This window comes from Streptomyces sp. NBC_01808, from assembly GCF_035917395.1.
In the GTDB taxonomy this organism is placed as follows: Bacteria; Actinomycetota; Actinomycetes; order Streptomycetales; family Streptomycetaceae; genus Streptomyces.
Genome location: NZ_CP109072.1, coordinates 7,487,387 through 7,501,139 on the forward strand (window position 1 = coordinate 7,487,387; position 13,753 = coordinate 7,501,139).

Here is a 13,753-nt window from a genome sequence, read left to right on the forward strand (position 1 = left end):
CCGTACGGCGTACGACAGAAGGTCTCCGCACGTGTGCCGACCGCCTGTAGGCTGGCGAAGGGACATCAGAGGTGGAGGGGTGATCGTGGGAGTTTCCCTGGCCAAGGGCGGCAACGTCTCGCTCAGCAAGGAGGCACCGGGGCTGACGGCCGTGACCGTGGGGCTCGGCTGGGACGTGCGCACCACGACAGGCGCGGCGCACGACCTGGACGCCTCGGCGCTGATGTGCGGCGCTTCCGGGAAGGTGCTGTCCGACCAGCACTTCATCTTCTACAACAACCTCACCAGCCCGGACGGCTCCGTCGAGCACACCGGCGACAACCTCACCGGCGAGGGCGACGGCGACGACGAGTCGATCAACGTGGACCTCAGCCTGGTCCCGCCGCAGGTCGAGAAGATCGTCTTCCCGGTGTCCATCCACGACGCCGATCTGCGCGGGCAGAACTTCGGCCAGGTCAGCAACGCCTTCATCCGGGTCGTCAACCGCAGCGACGGCGTCGAGCTGGTCCGCTTCGACCTGAGCGAGGACGCCTCGACCGAGACCGCCATGGTCTTCGGCGAGCTGTACCGGCGGGCCGGGGAGTGGAAGTTCCGCGCCGTCGGCCAGGGTTACGCCTCGGGGCTGCACGGCATCGCCACCGACTACGGCGTCAACGTCGGCTGATCCCGCCCGCCGCGGCGACGGCCGCGGGCACGACGGCGAGCGCGAGTATGCCGCCGCCCACGGTCAGCAGGGGATAGCCGGCGCCGGCCACCACCGCGCCCGAGGCCAGGCCCCCGCCGGCGCCCGCGGCCGAGATCGCGACGTCGACCAGGCCCTGGGTGCGGGCCCGGGTGGCGGGCGGTATGGCGTTGGTGACCATCGCCGTACCGCTGACGAGCCCCATACTCCAGCCCACCCCCAGCAGCGCGAGGGCCACCGCGAACACGGCGGTGGACTCGGCGGTGGTGGCGGCGACCACGCCCGCGGCCAGCATGGCGAGCCCCGCGGCGACGGCGACGACGAGCGGGCCGCGGCGGTCCACGAGCCAGCCGGACAGCGGCGCCGGCAGGTACATCGCGCCGATGTGGACGGCTATGACCAGGCCGGAGGCGGCGGTGCCGTGGCCGTTGGCGTGCATGTGGACCGGCGTCATCGTCATGATCGCGACCATGACGAGCTGGGTGACCACCATGACCAGCGCACCCGGCAGCACCCCCGGGCCGCGCCGCCCGGCCGCCGGCTTCGCGCCGGGCTCCGCCCCTGGACCTGTGCCCGGCTGCGCCGCGGGCGGCGCGGCGGCGTGCTCCGCGGCGTCGAGTTCGCGCGCGAGCAGCAGCGGGTCGGGGCGTAGCCACACCGCCAGCACCAGGGCGGCGGCGCCGTACGCGGCGGCCGAGACGAGGAACAGCCCGGACAGCCGCGGGACGCCGAGCGCGGCGCCCAGATCGCCCGCGGACACGGCCAGGTTGGGACCCGCCACCCCGCCCAGCGTGGTGGCGACCAGCACGGTGGACACGGCGCGGCCACGGTACGCGGGCGCCGCCAGATCGGCGCCCGCGTAGCGGGCCTGGAGGTTCGTGGCGGTGCCCGCGCCGTAGACGACCATCGCCGCGAACAGCAGCGGAGAGCTGCCGGCCACCGCCGCCGCGACGGCCCCGGCGCTGCCGACGGCACCGGCCAGATACCCGGCGGCCAGTCCGGAGCGGCGGCCGTGCGCGTCGGAGAGCCGCCCGACGACGGCCGCCGCCAGCGCGGCTCCCGCGGTGGCCAGTGCGCCGAGCAGCCCGGCCAGGCTCGTGGAGCCGAGCATGTCCTGCGCGAGCAGCGCGCCGTTGACCACTCCCGCGGCCAGCCCCGCGCCGCTGAGCACCTGGGCGGCGAACAGGACGGTCAGGGCCCGGCGTTGGGCGCGAGCCCGGGTGCGGACGGCGGGCCCGGCGGGCGCGGTCGTGGTCACCTGGGGTTCCTTCACTCGGGATGCGACGCATGTGCGATGCAGCGGTACGGCGCCGACGGTACGCGGCGCTCTCCTGCGGTCCGGCTGGCGGGGTACGGGTATGGATCACGACCGGAAGACCCCCGCCCCCGGCCCGGTGGCGGCCCGGACGGCCGCCCCGGCCGGACGGCGCAGGACCGGACCGTCCGGCCGGGGCGCGCCCGTCCGGACGGTCCGCGGGATCAGCCCCGCAGCCCCCAGTCGAGCCGGTCCCGCAGTCCGGCCGCGTCGAAGGCGGCGGCCAGTTCGGCGCGGCCCTCGGTGAAGTGCGACCAACTGTCGTAGTGGACGGGGACCACCCGGCGGGCGCCGAGGACCCGAGCCGCCTCGGCGGCCTGTGCGCTGTCCAGGACCAGCGGTTCGCCGCCGAAGAGCACCGGCACCCGCGGTGCCCCGGCGAAGAGGATCGCGGTGTCCACCGGGCCGAACCGCCCGGCCGTCTCCGCGACCGCCGCCGTCGAGGCGTTGTCGCCGCTGACGTAGACGACGGGCAGCCCCGCGCCGGTCAGGACGAACCCGGTGACCTCCCCGATCGCCGCCTCCACGACCGCCCGCGACTCGGGGCCGTGCACGGCGGGCACGGCGGTGACCGTGACCGTGCCGCCGCCGGGCCGGTCCAGCTCGGCCGCCTCCCAGTCGGCCAGCCCCCGGGCGCCCGCGCCCAGCCGCTTCCCGCCGCCGGGCGTGGTCAGCGTCAGCGGGACGTCCGCGAGCAGCGCCCTGCCGGACTCGTCGAGATTGTCGGGGTGTTCGTCGTGCGAGAGCAGGACCACGTCGATACGGCCCAGCCCCGCCGGCGCCGCCGCCGGGGGCGCGGTCTTCGTCAGCGACCCGCCCGGCACGTCGTAGACGCGGGGCTCGTCGAAGGTGGGATCGGTCAGGAAGCGCAGACCGCCGTACTCGAAGAGGGCGGTGGGGCCGCCGAGGACGCGTACGGGGAACTGCTCGGCGGGCGTGCCGGTTTCGGCCATGAAGAACCTCACGGATGGAAGTTGAATTATCCGTGAGGACCATAGCCCTGCCTCACGGATGGCGGCAACCCGTACCATGAGACGCATGCCCGAGAGCCCGACCGGCGACTTCACCGCCACTCCCGCCCCCGGGGCGGCGGACTACCCCTCGCTCGACTTCGTCAACAGCGCCATGGCGCTGCCCGGGGGGCAGTTCACCGACCTCCTCGGCACCCCCGCCGGCGCCAACCGCTGGCTCACCGGGCACGGCCTCGCCCCGGCGGACGCCGGGATACGGGAGATGTGCGCGGCGCAACTGCGCTCGCTGCGCGAGCATCTGCGGGTGCTGTTCGCCGCCCGCGCGGAGGGGCTGCCCGCCCTGCCGGCGGCGCTGGCCGCCGTCAACGACGCGCTCAGCCGCGCCCCCACGGCCGCGCTGCTGTACTGGGACGAGAAGAACGGCCCCTACCGCGCGGCGCCGTGCCCCACCAACGAGATCCTCGACCGCGCCCTCGCCGTCCTCGCCGCCGACGCCGCCGACCTGCTGACCGCGCCCGACGCCGACCGCCTCACCCGCTGCGGCTCCAGCCCCTGCAACCGCTACCTGCTGCGCCACGGCCGCCGCCACTGGTGCTCCACCCGCTGCGGCGACCGGGCCCGCGCCGCCCGCGCCTACGCGCGGCGCACCCGGCCGGGCGGCGGCTGAGCCCCGCCGCCCAGCGCCGCTTCGAGTTGGGCGACGCCCTTGGCGGTCTGGCTTTTGACGGTGCCCACCGAGATGCCGAGGGTGTGCGCCGTCTCGCGCTCGGAGAGGTCGAAGGCGTGCCGCAGCACGACGCAGGCGCGCTTGCGGAACGTCAGCCCGCGCAGCGCCTCGCGTACGTCCACGACCGCCGGCACGTCCGGCCCTTCGGCGTGCTCGTGGTCGCCGGTCCAGTACAGGGCGAGGCGGCGGCGTTCGCGTACGGCACTGCGGATGCGGCTGCGGACGAGGTTGGCGACGACCCCGCGGGCGTACGCGGCCGGGTGGTCGGCGGCGCGCACCCGGTCCCAGCGGTGCCAGAGCGCGGCCAGCGCGTCGGCCGCCACGTCGTCGGCGCCGTCCGCCTCGCCGCTCAACGAGTTCGCCAGCCGGGCGAGTTCGGCGTAGTGGTGCTCGAAGAACTCACGGAATTCCGCGGTCGCCGCGGCGTCGTGACCGGCGCTGGGTATACCCACGGTGGCCTCTCCTCGCCCTCGCGTGTCCAGGCCCCTGTTCACGTCGTCACCCATCGTTCAAGATGGTGAACGCAATCTAAGGCAGGGCGACCCGGGCGGCAACCCCCGCGGCCGACGCGGGCCTTGGCCGCCGGCAGGGGCCGGACCCGCGGGCGCGGTCGGGCTCAGGGCTCGTCCGTGCGCGACTCCAGCTCCTGCCGGGTCTCAGGACCGTAGACGCCGCGCTCGTCCTCCTCCAGGCCGTTGACCGACTGGAAGGTGCGCACGCTGGTGCGTACGCCGTCGTCGTAGGCGCCGTCCGCGGGCTGGAGCAGGCCCAGCCCGACCTGGCGCAGCCGGTGCTGCAGCTCGGTCACCTCGGGCCCCGAGTCGCCGGGCCCGAGCACCGGCGGGAGGACGGGGACGGCGGGGGCGTCGTCGGTGGGGGAGGAGGACTGCGGGGGGTGGGACGTGCCGTCTCCGGGCGGGGCGGTGGGGGCGATCGAGCCGATCTGCCCGTTCGCGCGGCCCGGCGCGAGGTCGCCGGCGTGGTCGTCGCCCGCGTCCCGGCGGCCGTCGCGGGGCGCGTCCCCGTCGCCGCCGCGGTCGCGCCCGGCGCGGTCGTCGGGATGCGCGCCCGCGCCGTCCGCCGGTGCGCCGCCCTCGTCGTCGCCCAGCGGGCCGCCGTCCGCCTCGCCGCCGCCCGAGGGGCCCGTGCTGATCCGGGCCGGTCCCGGGCCGGCGTCGTCCGACTCCGAACCGCCGGTCAGCAGCCCGGCGGTGACGACCAGCCCGGCGATCACCGCGGCCGCCCCGCCGGCCGCGAGCAGCAGCCCGGTGGGGCGGCGGCGGTGCTCGCCTCCGCCCGCCGCGTCATCCGGCTCCGGCTCCGCCGCCTCGATGTGCGTGACCATGTCTCCCGGCGCCACCTGCGGCAGGAACGCCGCGCGCGGCACCGGCAACAGCTCGGTCCCGGGCCCCGGTTCGCTCCCGCCGTCCGCGTCCTGCCCGCCGCCGGCCTCGGTCGCGCGCATGACGTACGGTCTGATCAGCCGGCGCTCGGCGCGCTGCCCGGTCGTCGGCGTGCTGCCGGTCGTCGGCGGATCCGATTGCTGCGCCGCGTCCGCCGCACACGCGCAACTCGGTCTGCCGTCCTCCTTGAGCGGTGCGAAGCACCGCGGACATCCGTCGGATGGCACTGGCGTTCCCCTCCAGTTCGATGCCGACGATTATGCAAGCAGGCTGCGGTTCGCGCCGCCGATTCGCCCCCCGTCCGTGGCCCGTTTGCCGTACATGTGCTCGGGCAAAACGCCCCACCACCCGCGCAATCCGGCGCATACTGGCGTCGCCCCCCTCTCGGCCGAGTTCTCGGCTGCACCAGGGAGGCCCGCATGGACAACGACCGCACTTTCGGCGTCACGGCCTGGATCATCGCGCTGACCATCACGGTCGTCGCGCCGCTGGCGCTGGTGTTCTACCTCGTGCTGTAGCCGGCCAACGGCCCGCTCTCCAGACGTGGTTAGGAAAGTTTCCTTCCAGTCTTGACGGCGTGCGGAAGGGACCTTAGCTTTCCGGCCACGCCCATCTGCGCTCCGGATGGGACGACCCCCCAGAACTGGAGACCCCCCATGCGAAGGACCAAGCCCCTCCTGCTCGGTTCCGCCAGCGTCGCGACCGCCGCGCTGCTGTTCGCCCTCACCCCGCAGCTCAGCGCAGGAGCCGACGAGGACTCCGCACCGACCGGCCGCGACGCCCGCGGCACGACCGCGGCCCAGGCCGCCGCCCGCGCCGCGGCCCCGGCGGGCTCGCCCGTCGCCGAGAACGGCCGGCTGGCGGTCTGCGACACCACGCTCTGCAACGAGCAGGGCCAGGCGGTCCAGTTGAACGGCATGAGCTCGCACGGCACCCAGTGGTACGAGCAGTGCCTCACCGACGGCTCCCTCGACGCGCTGGCGCAGGACTGGGACGCGGACGTGCTGCGCGTCTCCACGTACGTCCAGGAAGACGGCTACGAGACCGACCCCGAGCGCTTCACCGCCCTCGCCCAGCGGGTCGTCGACCAGGCGATAGACCGCGGCATGTACGCGATCATCGACTGGCACATGCTCAGCCCCGGCGACCCCAACGCCAACACCGCCCTCGCCAAGCGCTTCTTCGCCGACATGGCGAGCAGGTACAAGGACCAGCCCAACGTCTTCTACGAGATCGCCAACGAGCCCAACGGCGTGGGCTGGGGCTCGGTCAAGAGGTACGCCGAGGAGATCATCCCCGTCGTGCGGCAGCACGACCCGGACGGCGTCGTCCTCGTCGGCACCCGCGCCTGGTCCTCCTTCGGCGTCTCGGACGGGGCGGACGAGCGCGAGGTGATCGACAACCCGGTCGACGCCGACAACATCATGTACACCTTCCACTTCTACGCCGCCTCGCACGGGGACGAGTACCTGCAGACGCTCTCCCGCGCCGCCGACGCGCTCCCGGTGTTCGTCACCGAGTTCGGCACCCAGGACTACGCGGGCGAGGGCGCGAACGACTTCGCGATGTCGCAGCGGTACCTGGACCTCATGAAGCAGAAGGGCATCTCCTGGACCAACTGGAACTTCTCCGACGACTTCCGCTCGGGCGCGGTGTTCAAGGAGGGCACCTGCGACGGGAACCAGTGGACGGGCACCGGCGTGCTGAAGGAGGCCGGGGTCTGGATCCGGGCGCGTATCAAGGAGTGACGGCGCGGGGCCATGACGCCGCGGGACCGGCTCGGTGCGGGCCGGTCCCGCGGCGCTTTCTCTCTGCCTTCCTTCGCTTTCCTGCGCCTTCCTTCGCGTCAGCCGACGTTGATGTTGGAGCTGCCGCTGCTCTGGTAGCCCTCGGTCGCCATGATCATGTAGTAGCTGAAGTTGCCGAGTTGCATCCCGGCCCGGGACCAGGCGTCGAAGTGTGTGCCGGTGCTGATCGTGCCGCCCACCCGCCTGGACCTGTTGACGCTCCAGAACTGCGGGAAGGTCTTCGTGCCCTCGACGGACGGAGCGTTGTAGCGCATCGTCCGGTAGATGTCGTACGTGACGCCGTCGCTGCTGACCGAGCCCCGGTTCTCGCCGGTGGGCCGGTAGGTGCCGTAGCTGTCGACGATGTAGTACTCGACGAGCGGGTTCGAGGTCCAGCCGTAGAGGCAGAGGTAGCCGTTGCCGGACGGGCTGAAGCTGCCGGAGTAGTTCACGTTGCGGCGGCTGCCGTTGCTCCAGCCCTTGCCGCAGACGAAGTTGCCGGTGTTGCGCCACGAGGTGCTGTAGTTGCCGCCGTTGCCCAGCGTCATCGAGACCGTGTTCTGCGCGTCGGTCCAGAACGAGTAGTAGTACCCGTTGTGGGTGCCGGTCTGGTTGGTCGTGATGGTCTGCGCGTGCGCGGCTCCGGCGGGCAGGAGCGTGGCCGCGGACGCGCCGAGGACCACTGCGCCGGCACGGCCGACGAACTGCCGGCGGCTCACGCCGTGGGGGGTGCCGTTCGTGTTCATTCTTCCTCCTCATGGCGGCAGGCGGGAGGCCTGCCGCCGGGCCAGGGTGGCGCCGAACGGGTCGTGCGTCAGTGTTGGACCGCCGGGAGGGGGTGTCAACAGTTTCGACCGTGATTCCGAAACATTGCAGCGGGGTGTCGCTAGGTCGGGTAAGTGCCGTCGCAGTTCAGCAAGTTATGCGCGTTGGAGAGGCGGCGCGAGTCCGTCGGGCGAGTGTTGAGAAGATCCAAATGAGGGGTCGTGCGGACGAAAGTTTCGAATGATCAGGTGACCTGGTCGTGCCGGCCGAGGAAACGGAACGCGCCGTCCCGGGCCTCGTACAGGAACGCCGTCCTGTTCGGCTCCAGCATGTGCACCAGGTCCGCGGTGAAGCGCAGCGGCTTGGCCACGCCCGCGTAGCTCACCTCCACGATCCGCTCCGCGACCTGGCCCGGCACGATCTCCGCGCCGCCGCCCAGCGCGTCGAGCGCGGCGGCGATCAGGCCCACGGCGTCGTACGCCTCGGCCGCCCAGCGGGGCGGCGGCGCGTCGTAGCGCTCGCGGTACGCGGCTGTGAAGGCGCGGGCCGCCTTCGACGTCGCCTGCTCCGCCGCCGTGTACGGCGCGCTGAACACCCAGCCCTCGGCCGCCGCCCCCGCCTCCCGCAGGAACGCCGGCCGCATGACCGGCTCGAACGACGTCCGCGGCCCGTCGAAGCCGGCCGCGGCGAGCGCGCGGGCGCACGACGCCGCGCGCCCGGGGGAGGCGCCGGCGTAGACGACGGCCTCCGGCCGCCGCGCGAGCGCCGCGGCGACGGCCGCACCGAACCCGTCCGCCGCCGCCACCGGATGGAAGCTCACCTCGCCCTCCCCGGGCGGCGCCTCGCGCAGGGTGTCGACCACGCCCTGCACGGCGTCGCCCGCGGCGGCGTCCTGCACGACCGCGGTACGGACCACGCCGCGCACCCGCGTCAGATAGTCGAGGACCGGGTGCGTGTGGTACACGCCCGACAGCCGGGTGCCGACGAGCGACTGCGCGTCGCTCCAGCCCACGTCGGCCGCGTCAGTGTCGACCGACACGTTCACGGCGGCCAGCGACTCCGCGCCGTACAGCGGGACCGCGGCGCGCAGGGTGCCGACGGTGGTCGGGCCGAGCACCGCCCGTACCGACCGCTCGCCGAGCACCTGGCGGGCCACGTCCTTTGCCCGGCCGGGGTCGCCGCGGTCGTCGTACGGGACGAGGGCGAGCCGGTAGCGGGCGTCGTCGCGGGCGTTGTGCTGCGCCACGGCGAGCCGGGCGCCGCGCTCGTGGGCGACGCCGACGGCGCTCTGATCGCCCGTCAGGGCGGCGTGCAGGGCGATGGCGTGGGTGGGCGGGCGCGGTGAAGCGCCGCCCTCACCGCTGCTCTTGCCGTCGCGGAAGAGCGCGGCCGCCCCGCCCCCCGCGGCGGCGAGCACGGCCGCGGCGCCGCCGACGACGAGGAACCGCCGCCGGGAGGGCCCGCGCCGGCCCGCGGCGGTGGTGTCCACCGCGCCGGGCGGCGCGGCGGCGGCGAGCGCGCTCTGCCGCGGCGGCGGGTCGAGCGCCCGGGCGGACCGCTCGGCAACGAGGCGCAACACGGGCGAGGGCAGCCAGTCACGCGGGTCGGCGGGCAGGCCCGCAACGGGCGCGGGGGGCGGGGCGGTCGGGAGGCGGGGCGCCCGGTCCCCGGGCCGGTCTGCGGCGCGTGGGCGGGGGAGCCGCGAATCGCCTGCGCCGTCCGCGGCACCGGCGCCCGCCGCGGGCCGCTCCGCCGCGGCCGACGAGTCGTCCGCGTCTTCGTCCCCGCCGGACTCCCGGTCCCCGGCACCGCCCCCGTCGTCCACCGCGCGGCGCTCACCCGCGAGTTCGTCCGTCTCCGTCCACCGGCCCGCCACGCCGTGCCCTGCGGCCTCCGTCGCCTCGTACGGCAGCGTCTCCGACGCCGGTCCGGCCTCTCCGGCCTCTCCGGCCTCTCCTGCCCCCCGGTCCCGCAGGACACGGGTGGCCGCGTCCGGCGGCGGGGGCGCCGGGACCCGCGGGTCGACGGGTCCCTCCGCCGGCGCCGGGGACGGGTCGGTCGGCGCCGGGCTCGCGGCGGCACCCGCCTCCGCGGCCAGCGCCGTCCGCAACTCCGCCGCCGTGGGCCTGTCGTCCGGGGCCTTCGTCAGGCACGCCGTGATCGCCGCCCGCAGCTCCCGCGGCAGCACCTCAAGACCCGTCAGGTCCGGCGCCTCGTGCACCGTGCGGTACAGGACCGCCGCCGGGTTGCCGATGCCGTACGGGCGGCGGGCCGTGGCCGCGTACGCCAGCACGCAGCCCAGCGCGAACACGTCGCTCGGCGGCCCCGCCCGGCCGCCCGCCCTGATCTGCTCAGGCGCCAGGTACCCGGGCGTCCCGATCACCGCGTCCGGCGCCGTCAGCGCCGTCGCCCCGGAGTCGTGCGCGATGCCGAAGTCGATCAGCCGCGGCCCGTCCAGCGCGAGCAGCACGTTGCCCGGCTTGACGTCCCGGTGTACGAGCCCCGCCGCGTGCACCTCCGCCAGCGCCTCCGCCAGCCGCGCCCCGAGGGCCGCGACGGCGTACGGCGGCAGCGGCCCGTACCCGTCCACCGCCTCCGCCAGCGCGGGCCCCGGTACGAACGCCGTGGCCAGCCACGGCGCCCGGGCCTCGGCGTCGGCCGCGGTCACCGGCACCACCCAGCGGCCCGTCAGCCCCGTCGCCAGGCGCACCTCGCGCCGGAACCGGGCACGGAACGCCGGGTTCGCCGCGTGCTCGGGCCGGATGACCTTCAGCGCCACCAGCGTGCCGTCGCCGGCGCGCGCCAGGTAGACCACGCCCATGCCGCCCGCGCCGAGCCGGGCGAGCAGCCTGTGCCCGCCCAGCTCGTCCGGGTCGTCCGCGCGCAGCGCCCGCATCGTCCGCCCCCCCGTCAGGAGCCGGGGAGCGCCACCGGGCCGACGTAGCCGAACCGGCCGTCCTCGACGCGGTAGTGGTGGATCTTCCCCTGCGCGATCTCCCTGCTCTCGTCGAAGCTGTACGTGGTCGTCAGCCCCTTGAACCGGGCGGCGGTCAGCGACGCGGCCAGCGCCTCGCGCGTCGGCTTGCGCCTGCTCTTGCGCGCGAGCGCGGTCAGCCGGTCGGCGATCAGCCGCGTCACGTCGTACGCCTCCGCCGCCCACGGCCCCGGCGCGCCGTCGAACCGCTTGCGGTACGCGGCGGCGAAGTCCCGTACCGCATCGGCGTCCGCGCCGACGTACGGCGTCAGCGTCTGCCAGCCCTCCGCCGCGTCGGCGGCCGCGGCCGTGAACGCGCCGCCGGCCGCGGGCTCGTCGAGGAACCGCGGCCCGTCGAAGCCCCGCTTCGCCAGCTCGCGCGCGACCGCCGCGGCGCGCGCGGGCGTGCCGGTGTAGAAGAAGCTGTCGACGCCGTGGTCGACGATGTCCGCCACCACCGGGCCCAGCGCGCCGGCGTCCGCGGCGGCGGGTACGACGCGCAGATACTGCCCCAGCTCCGCGCTCGTCGCCGCGTTGTGCGCGATCGTGCTGTGTTCGAAGGCCCGGATCGCGCCCGCCCGGTCGGACAGCAGGCCGATGTTCGCCGCGCCCTGGCCGAGGAGCACGAACACGGTGGTGTACGCGGCCCGCACGCCGAGCGCGGTGGCGTGGAAGTACGCCTTCGGCTCCCCGGCGATCGCCGCCTGCGCGGCGCTGAACGATCCCTCCGAGACCGTCACCAGCGGCATCCCCGCGCCCTCGTAGGCGTCCAGGGCCGCCTGGGCGGAGGCGTAGCCGGTGGGGCCGAGGACGGCGAGCACGTCGCGGTCGCCGATGAGCCGGCGGGCGACGGTCAGCGCGCGGGCCGGGTCGCCGCGGTCGTCGGCGACGGTCAGCTCCAGCGTGAACGGCGCGTCCTTCCGGGCGTTGAACTGCTCCACCGCCAGCCGCGCGGCCCGCTCCTGGGCCGCCCCGGCCGCTTTCTGGGGACCCGTCAGGTCCGCGTGCAGCCCGAGGGTACGGCGCGGGCCGCGCGCCTCGGCGGGCGGCTCGCCGTCGTCGCGCAGCGCCGCCCACAGCGCGGCACCGCCGCCCCCGGCGAGGAGCACGGCGCCGCCGGCCAGCGCCAGCACCCGGCGGCGGCCGGGGCGGGCGGTCCCCGCGGCGACGGTGGTGTCCGGGCCGCCGGCCGTGCCGGCGTCCCCCGCCGGCTCCGAGACCTCGGTCGGCTCCACGCCGGGCAGGCGCAGCATCTCCGCCGACCGCTCGGCGACCATCCGCACCACCGCGTCCGGCAGCCAGTCGATGTCGCCCTCCGGCGCGTCCGCGACCAGCTCGGCGTCCAACTCGGCCGCGGTCGGCCGCCCTTCTGCCTCCTTGGCCAGGCACCGCACGAGCAGCGCCCGCAGCCCTTCGTCCGCGAGGCCGCCGAGATCCGGCTCGTCGTGCACCGTGCGGTACAGCAGCGCGTCCGCGGCGCCGGTGCCGAACGGCGGCCGGCCGGTGGCCGCGTACGCCAGCACGCACCCCAGCGAGAACACGTCGCTCGCCGGGCCGACCCGCTGCGCCCGCGCCTGCTCGGGGGAGAGGAACCCCGGGGTGCCGACGACCATGCTGTCCGACGTCAGCTCCGTCTCCTCGGCCGCCGTGGGCCGGGCGATGCCGAAGTCGATGAGCCGCGGGCCGTCGAGCGCCAGCAGCACGTTGCCGGGCTTGAGGTCGCGGTGGACAAGACCGGCGTCGTGCACCGCGGCGACCGCGCGCGCGAGCACCTTGCCCAGCACCCGTACGCCGTGGTCGGGAAGCGGGCCGCACGCGGCGACCGCCTCGGCCAGGGAGGGGCCCGGCACGAACGCCGTGGCCAGCCACGGCGCGCCGGCCTCGGTGTCCGCGTCGAGCACGGGCACCACCCACGGGCTGGCGACCCGGCGGGCGGACGCCGCCTCGCGGCGGAAGCGGGCCCGGAACTCGGGCTGTTCCGCGTACTCGGGCTGGATGACCTTGACCGCGGCCGGGGCACCGGCCGGGGTGCGGGCAAGGTAGACCACGCCCATGCCGCCGGCGCCGAGCCGGCCCAGCAGCCGGTTCCCGCCGAGGTGCGCGGGGTCCGAGGGGAGCAACTGCTCCATCAGTCGCCCTCCTTCGTCCCCGGGGAGCCGGTTCCCGCGTCTCCCGGGTCCTCGCCGGCGATCGCCTCCTGGGCCCGCTGCATCATCATCACCAGCGGCTCGACGCTCATGCCGGCCACGTCCCCGGCGGCGGTCTTCTCCCCGGCGCAGACGGACACGCCGACCACCACCGGGCCGAACGTCGACTGGTCCCACGTGTACGGGTACGGCCCGCCCCGGCTGTCGCTGACGCACTCGCCGCGCTCCGACAGCGAGTCGTCGCTCGTCTCGTTGGCGCCCTCGCCGTACGCGAGCGCCAGCGAGGTCAGGCCCGTCAGCCGCTCACCCGCCCGCAGCGTCTGCTCCGGGCAGCCGACCGCCTCCTCCAGCATCCGCGCCTGCTCCCACGCCGCGTCGAGGGTCGTACGGTGCACGGTGACGGTGGCGGAGACCTCGATGGGCCCCTTGCCGCCCGCGGCGGGTATCTCGAAGTAGCGGGTGCGCGTGGCCAGTACGTCGTCCGGCAGCCCCTCCGTACGCCACGCGCAGTCCTCGGCGAGCACGGTCCAGCGCGCCGGATCGCTCTCGTACGGCGTCGCCTTCACCGTGTCGGGGCCGAAGTGCTCCGGCTCGGCGAGGACGTCCTGGACCAGCCGCCTGGCCTCGGCCGCGGTGCGCGGGACCTTCCCGGGGTCGGCCTCGGGCCGCGGCGCCCGCGTCGGCGCCGTATCGCCGTCCGCCGTCGCGCTCTTGCCCGCGGTCGCCTTCCCCTCCGGCTCGCCGCCGCTGTCGCAGGCCGCGGCGCCCGCGAGCAGCATCGCGGCTAACGCCGCCGGAACGCCCCGGCGGCGCACGCGTCTTCCATACACCATGACTCCCACCCCTGCCCTCCGCGGCCACCCGGCCGGCGTGCCGAACGCCGCGCGGCGGCCACCCATACGGATGCCGCTCCGGTGTCCGGCGGTTCCGCCGCCGGACACCGGAGCGGCATCGCGTCGTCGTCGTGAACTCTACAAGGGCG

General features: G+C 75.4%; 11 protein-coding genes. 3 read left to right on the forward strand and 8 right to left on the reverse strand.

The features are described from left to right. Positions 1 to 85 precede the first annotated feature (85 nt). Positions 86 to 664 carry a TerD family protein gene (locus OG946_RS32915; protein ID WP_047020586.1) on the forward strand — a complete coding sequence of 193 codons (579 nt, stop codon included), beginning with the start codon at positions 86 to 88 and terminating at the stop codon, positions 662 to 664. Here OG946_RS32915 and OG946_RS32920 read toward each other — a convergent pair. Together OG946_RS32920 and OG946_RS32925 are read right to left on the reverse strand one after the other, a co-directional pair. Next, positions 651 to 1,940, reverse strand: a complete 1,290-nt coding sequence (locus tag OG946_RS32920; RefSeq protein WP_326799589.1) for an MFS transporter — start codon at positions 1,938 to 1,940, stop codon at positions 651 to 653. The two genes, OG946_RS32915 and OG946_RS32920, sit on opposite strands and share 14 nt — an antisense overlap. A 221-nt stretch (positions 1,941 to 2,161) precedes the next feature. Then, on the reverse strand, positions 2,162 to 2,950 hold the full coding sequence (locus OG946_RS32925) for an MBL fold metallo-hydrolase (RefSeq protein WP_326799590.1): 789 nt from the start codon (positions 2,948 to 2,950) through the stop codon (positions 2,162 to 2,164). An 85-nt stretch (positions 2,951 to 3,035) separates the two neighbouring features. Between OG946_RS32925 and OG946_RS32930 the strand changes: the two genes are divergently transcribed. Continuing rightward, positions 3,036 to 3,635, forward strand: coding sequence for a CGNR zinc finger domain-containing protein (locus OG946_RS32930; protein ID WP_326799591.1), 600 nt, complete (start codon positions 3,036 to 3,038; stop codon positions 3,633 to 3,635). Here the strand turns inward: OG946_RS32930 and OG946_RS32935 are convergent. Then, positions 3,602 to 4,147: a SigE family RNA polymerase sigma factor gene (locus tag OG946_RS32935; protein WP_326799592.1), complete on the reverse strand. Its 546-nt coding sequence runs from the start codon at positions 4,145 to 4,147 to the stop codon at positions 3,602 to 3,604. The two genes, OG946_RS32930 and OG946_RS32935, sit on opposite strands and share 34 nt — an antisense overlap. Before the next feature lie 164 nt (positions 4,148 to 4,311). Further along, positions 4,312 to 5,160: a peptidoglycan-binding domain-containing protein gene (locus OG946_RS32940; RefSeq protein ID WP_326799593.1), complete on the reverse strand. Its 849-nt coding sequence runs from the start codon at positions 5,158 to 5,160 to the stop codon at positions 4,312 to 4,314. A 594-nt stretch (positions 5,161 to 5,754) separates the two neighbouring features. Here OG946_RS32940 and OG946_RS32945 point away from each other — a divergent pair. Continuing rightward, positions 5,755 to 6,846 carry a glycoside hydrolase family 5 protein gene (locus tag OG946_RS32945; protein WP_326799594.1) on the forward strand — a complete coding sequence of 364 codons (1,092 nt, stop codon included), beginning with the start codon at positions 5,755 to 5,757 and terminating at the stop codon, positions 6,844 to 6,846. A 98-nt stretch (positions 6,847 to 6,944) separates the two neighbouring features. Here the strand turns inward: OG946_RS32945 and OG946_RS32950 are convergent, their stop codons facing one another. From OG946_RS32950 to OG946_RS32965, 4 genes are all read right to left on the reverse strand, one after another. Next, positions 6,945 to 7,631 carry a glycoside hydrolase family 11 protein gene (locus OG946_RS32950; protein WP_326799595.1) on the reverse strand — a complete coding sequence of 229 codons (687 nt, stop codon included), beginning with the start codon at positions 7,629 to 7,631 and terminating at the stop codon, positions 6,945 to 6,947. 263 nt (positions 7,632 to 7,894) lie between these two features. Then, the gene (locus OG946_RS32955; RefSeq protein WP_326799596.1) at positions 7,895 to 10,546 is read right to left on the reverse strand and encodes a bifunctional serine/threonine-protein kinase/ABC transporter substrate-binding protein; all 2,652 of its coding nucleotides are present in this window, start codon (positions 10,544 to 10,546) and stop codon (positions 7,895 to 7,897) included. A gap of 14 nt (positions 10,547 to 10,560) precedes the next feature. Then, positions 10,561 to 12,753, reverse strand: coding sequence for a bifunctional serine/threonine-protein kinase/ABC transporter substrate-binding protein (locus tag OG946_RS32960; RefSeq protein WP_326799597.1), 2,193 nt, complete (start codon positions 12,751 to 12,753; stop codon positions 10,561 to 10,563). Next, positions 12,753 to 13,604 (reverse strand): hypothetical protein, encoded by an 852-nt coding sequence (locus OG946_RS32965; RefSeq protein ID WP_326799598.1) that lies wholly within the window; start codon positions 13,602 to 13,604, stop codon positions 12,753 to 12,755. The genes OG946_RS32960 and OG946_RS32965 overlap by 1 nt, the downstream gene beginning before the upstream one ends. Positions 13,605 to 13,753 lie beyond the last annotated feature (149 nt).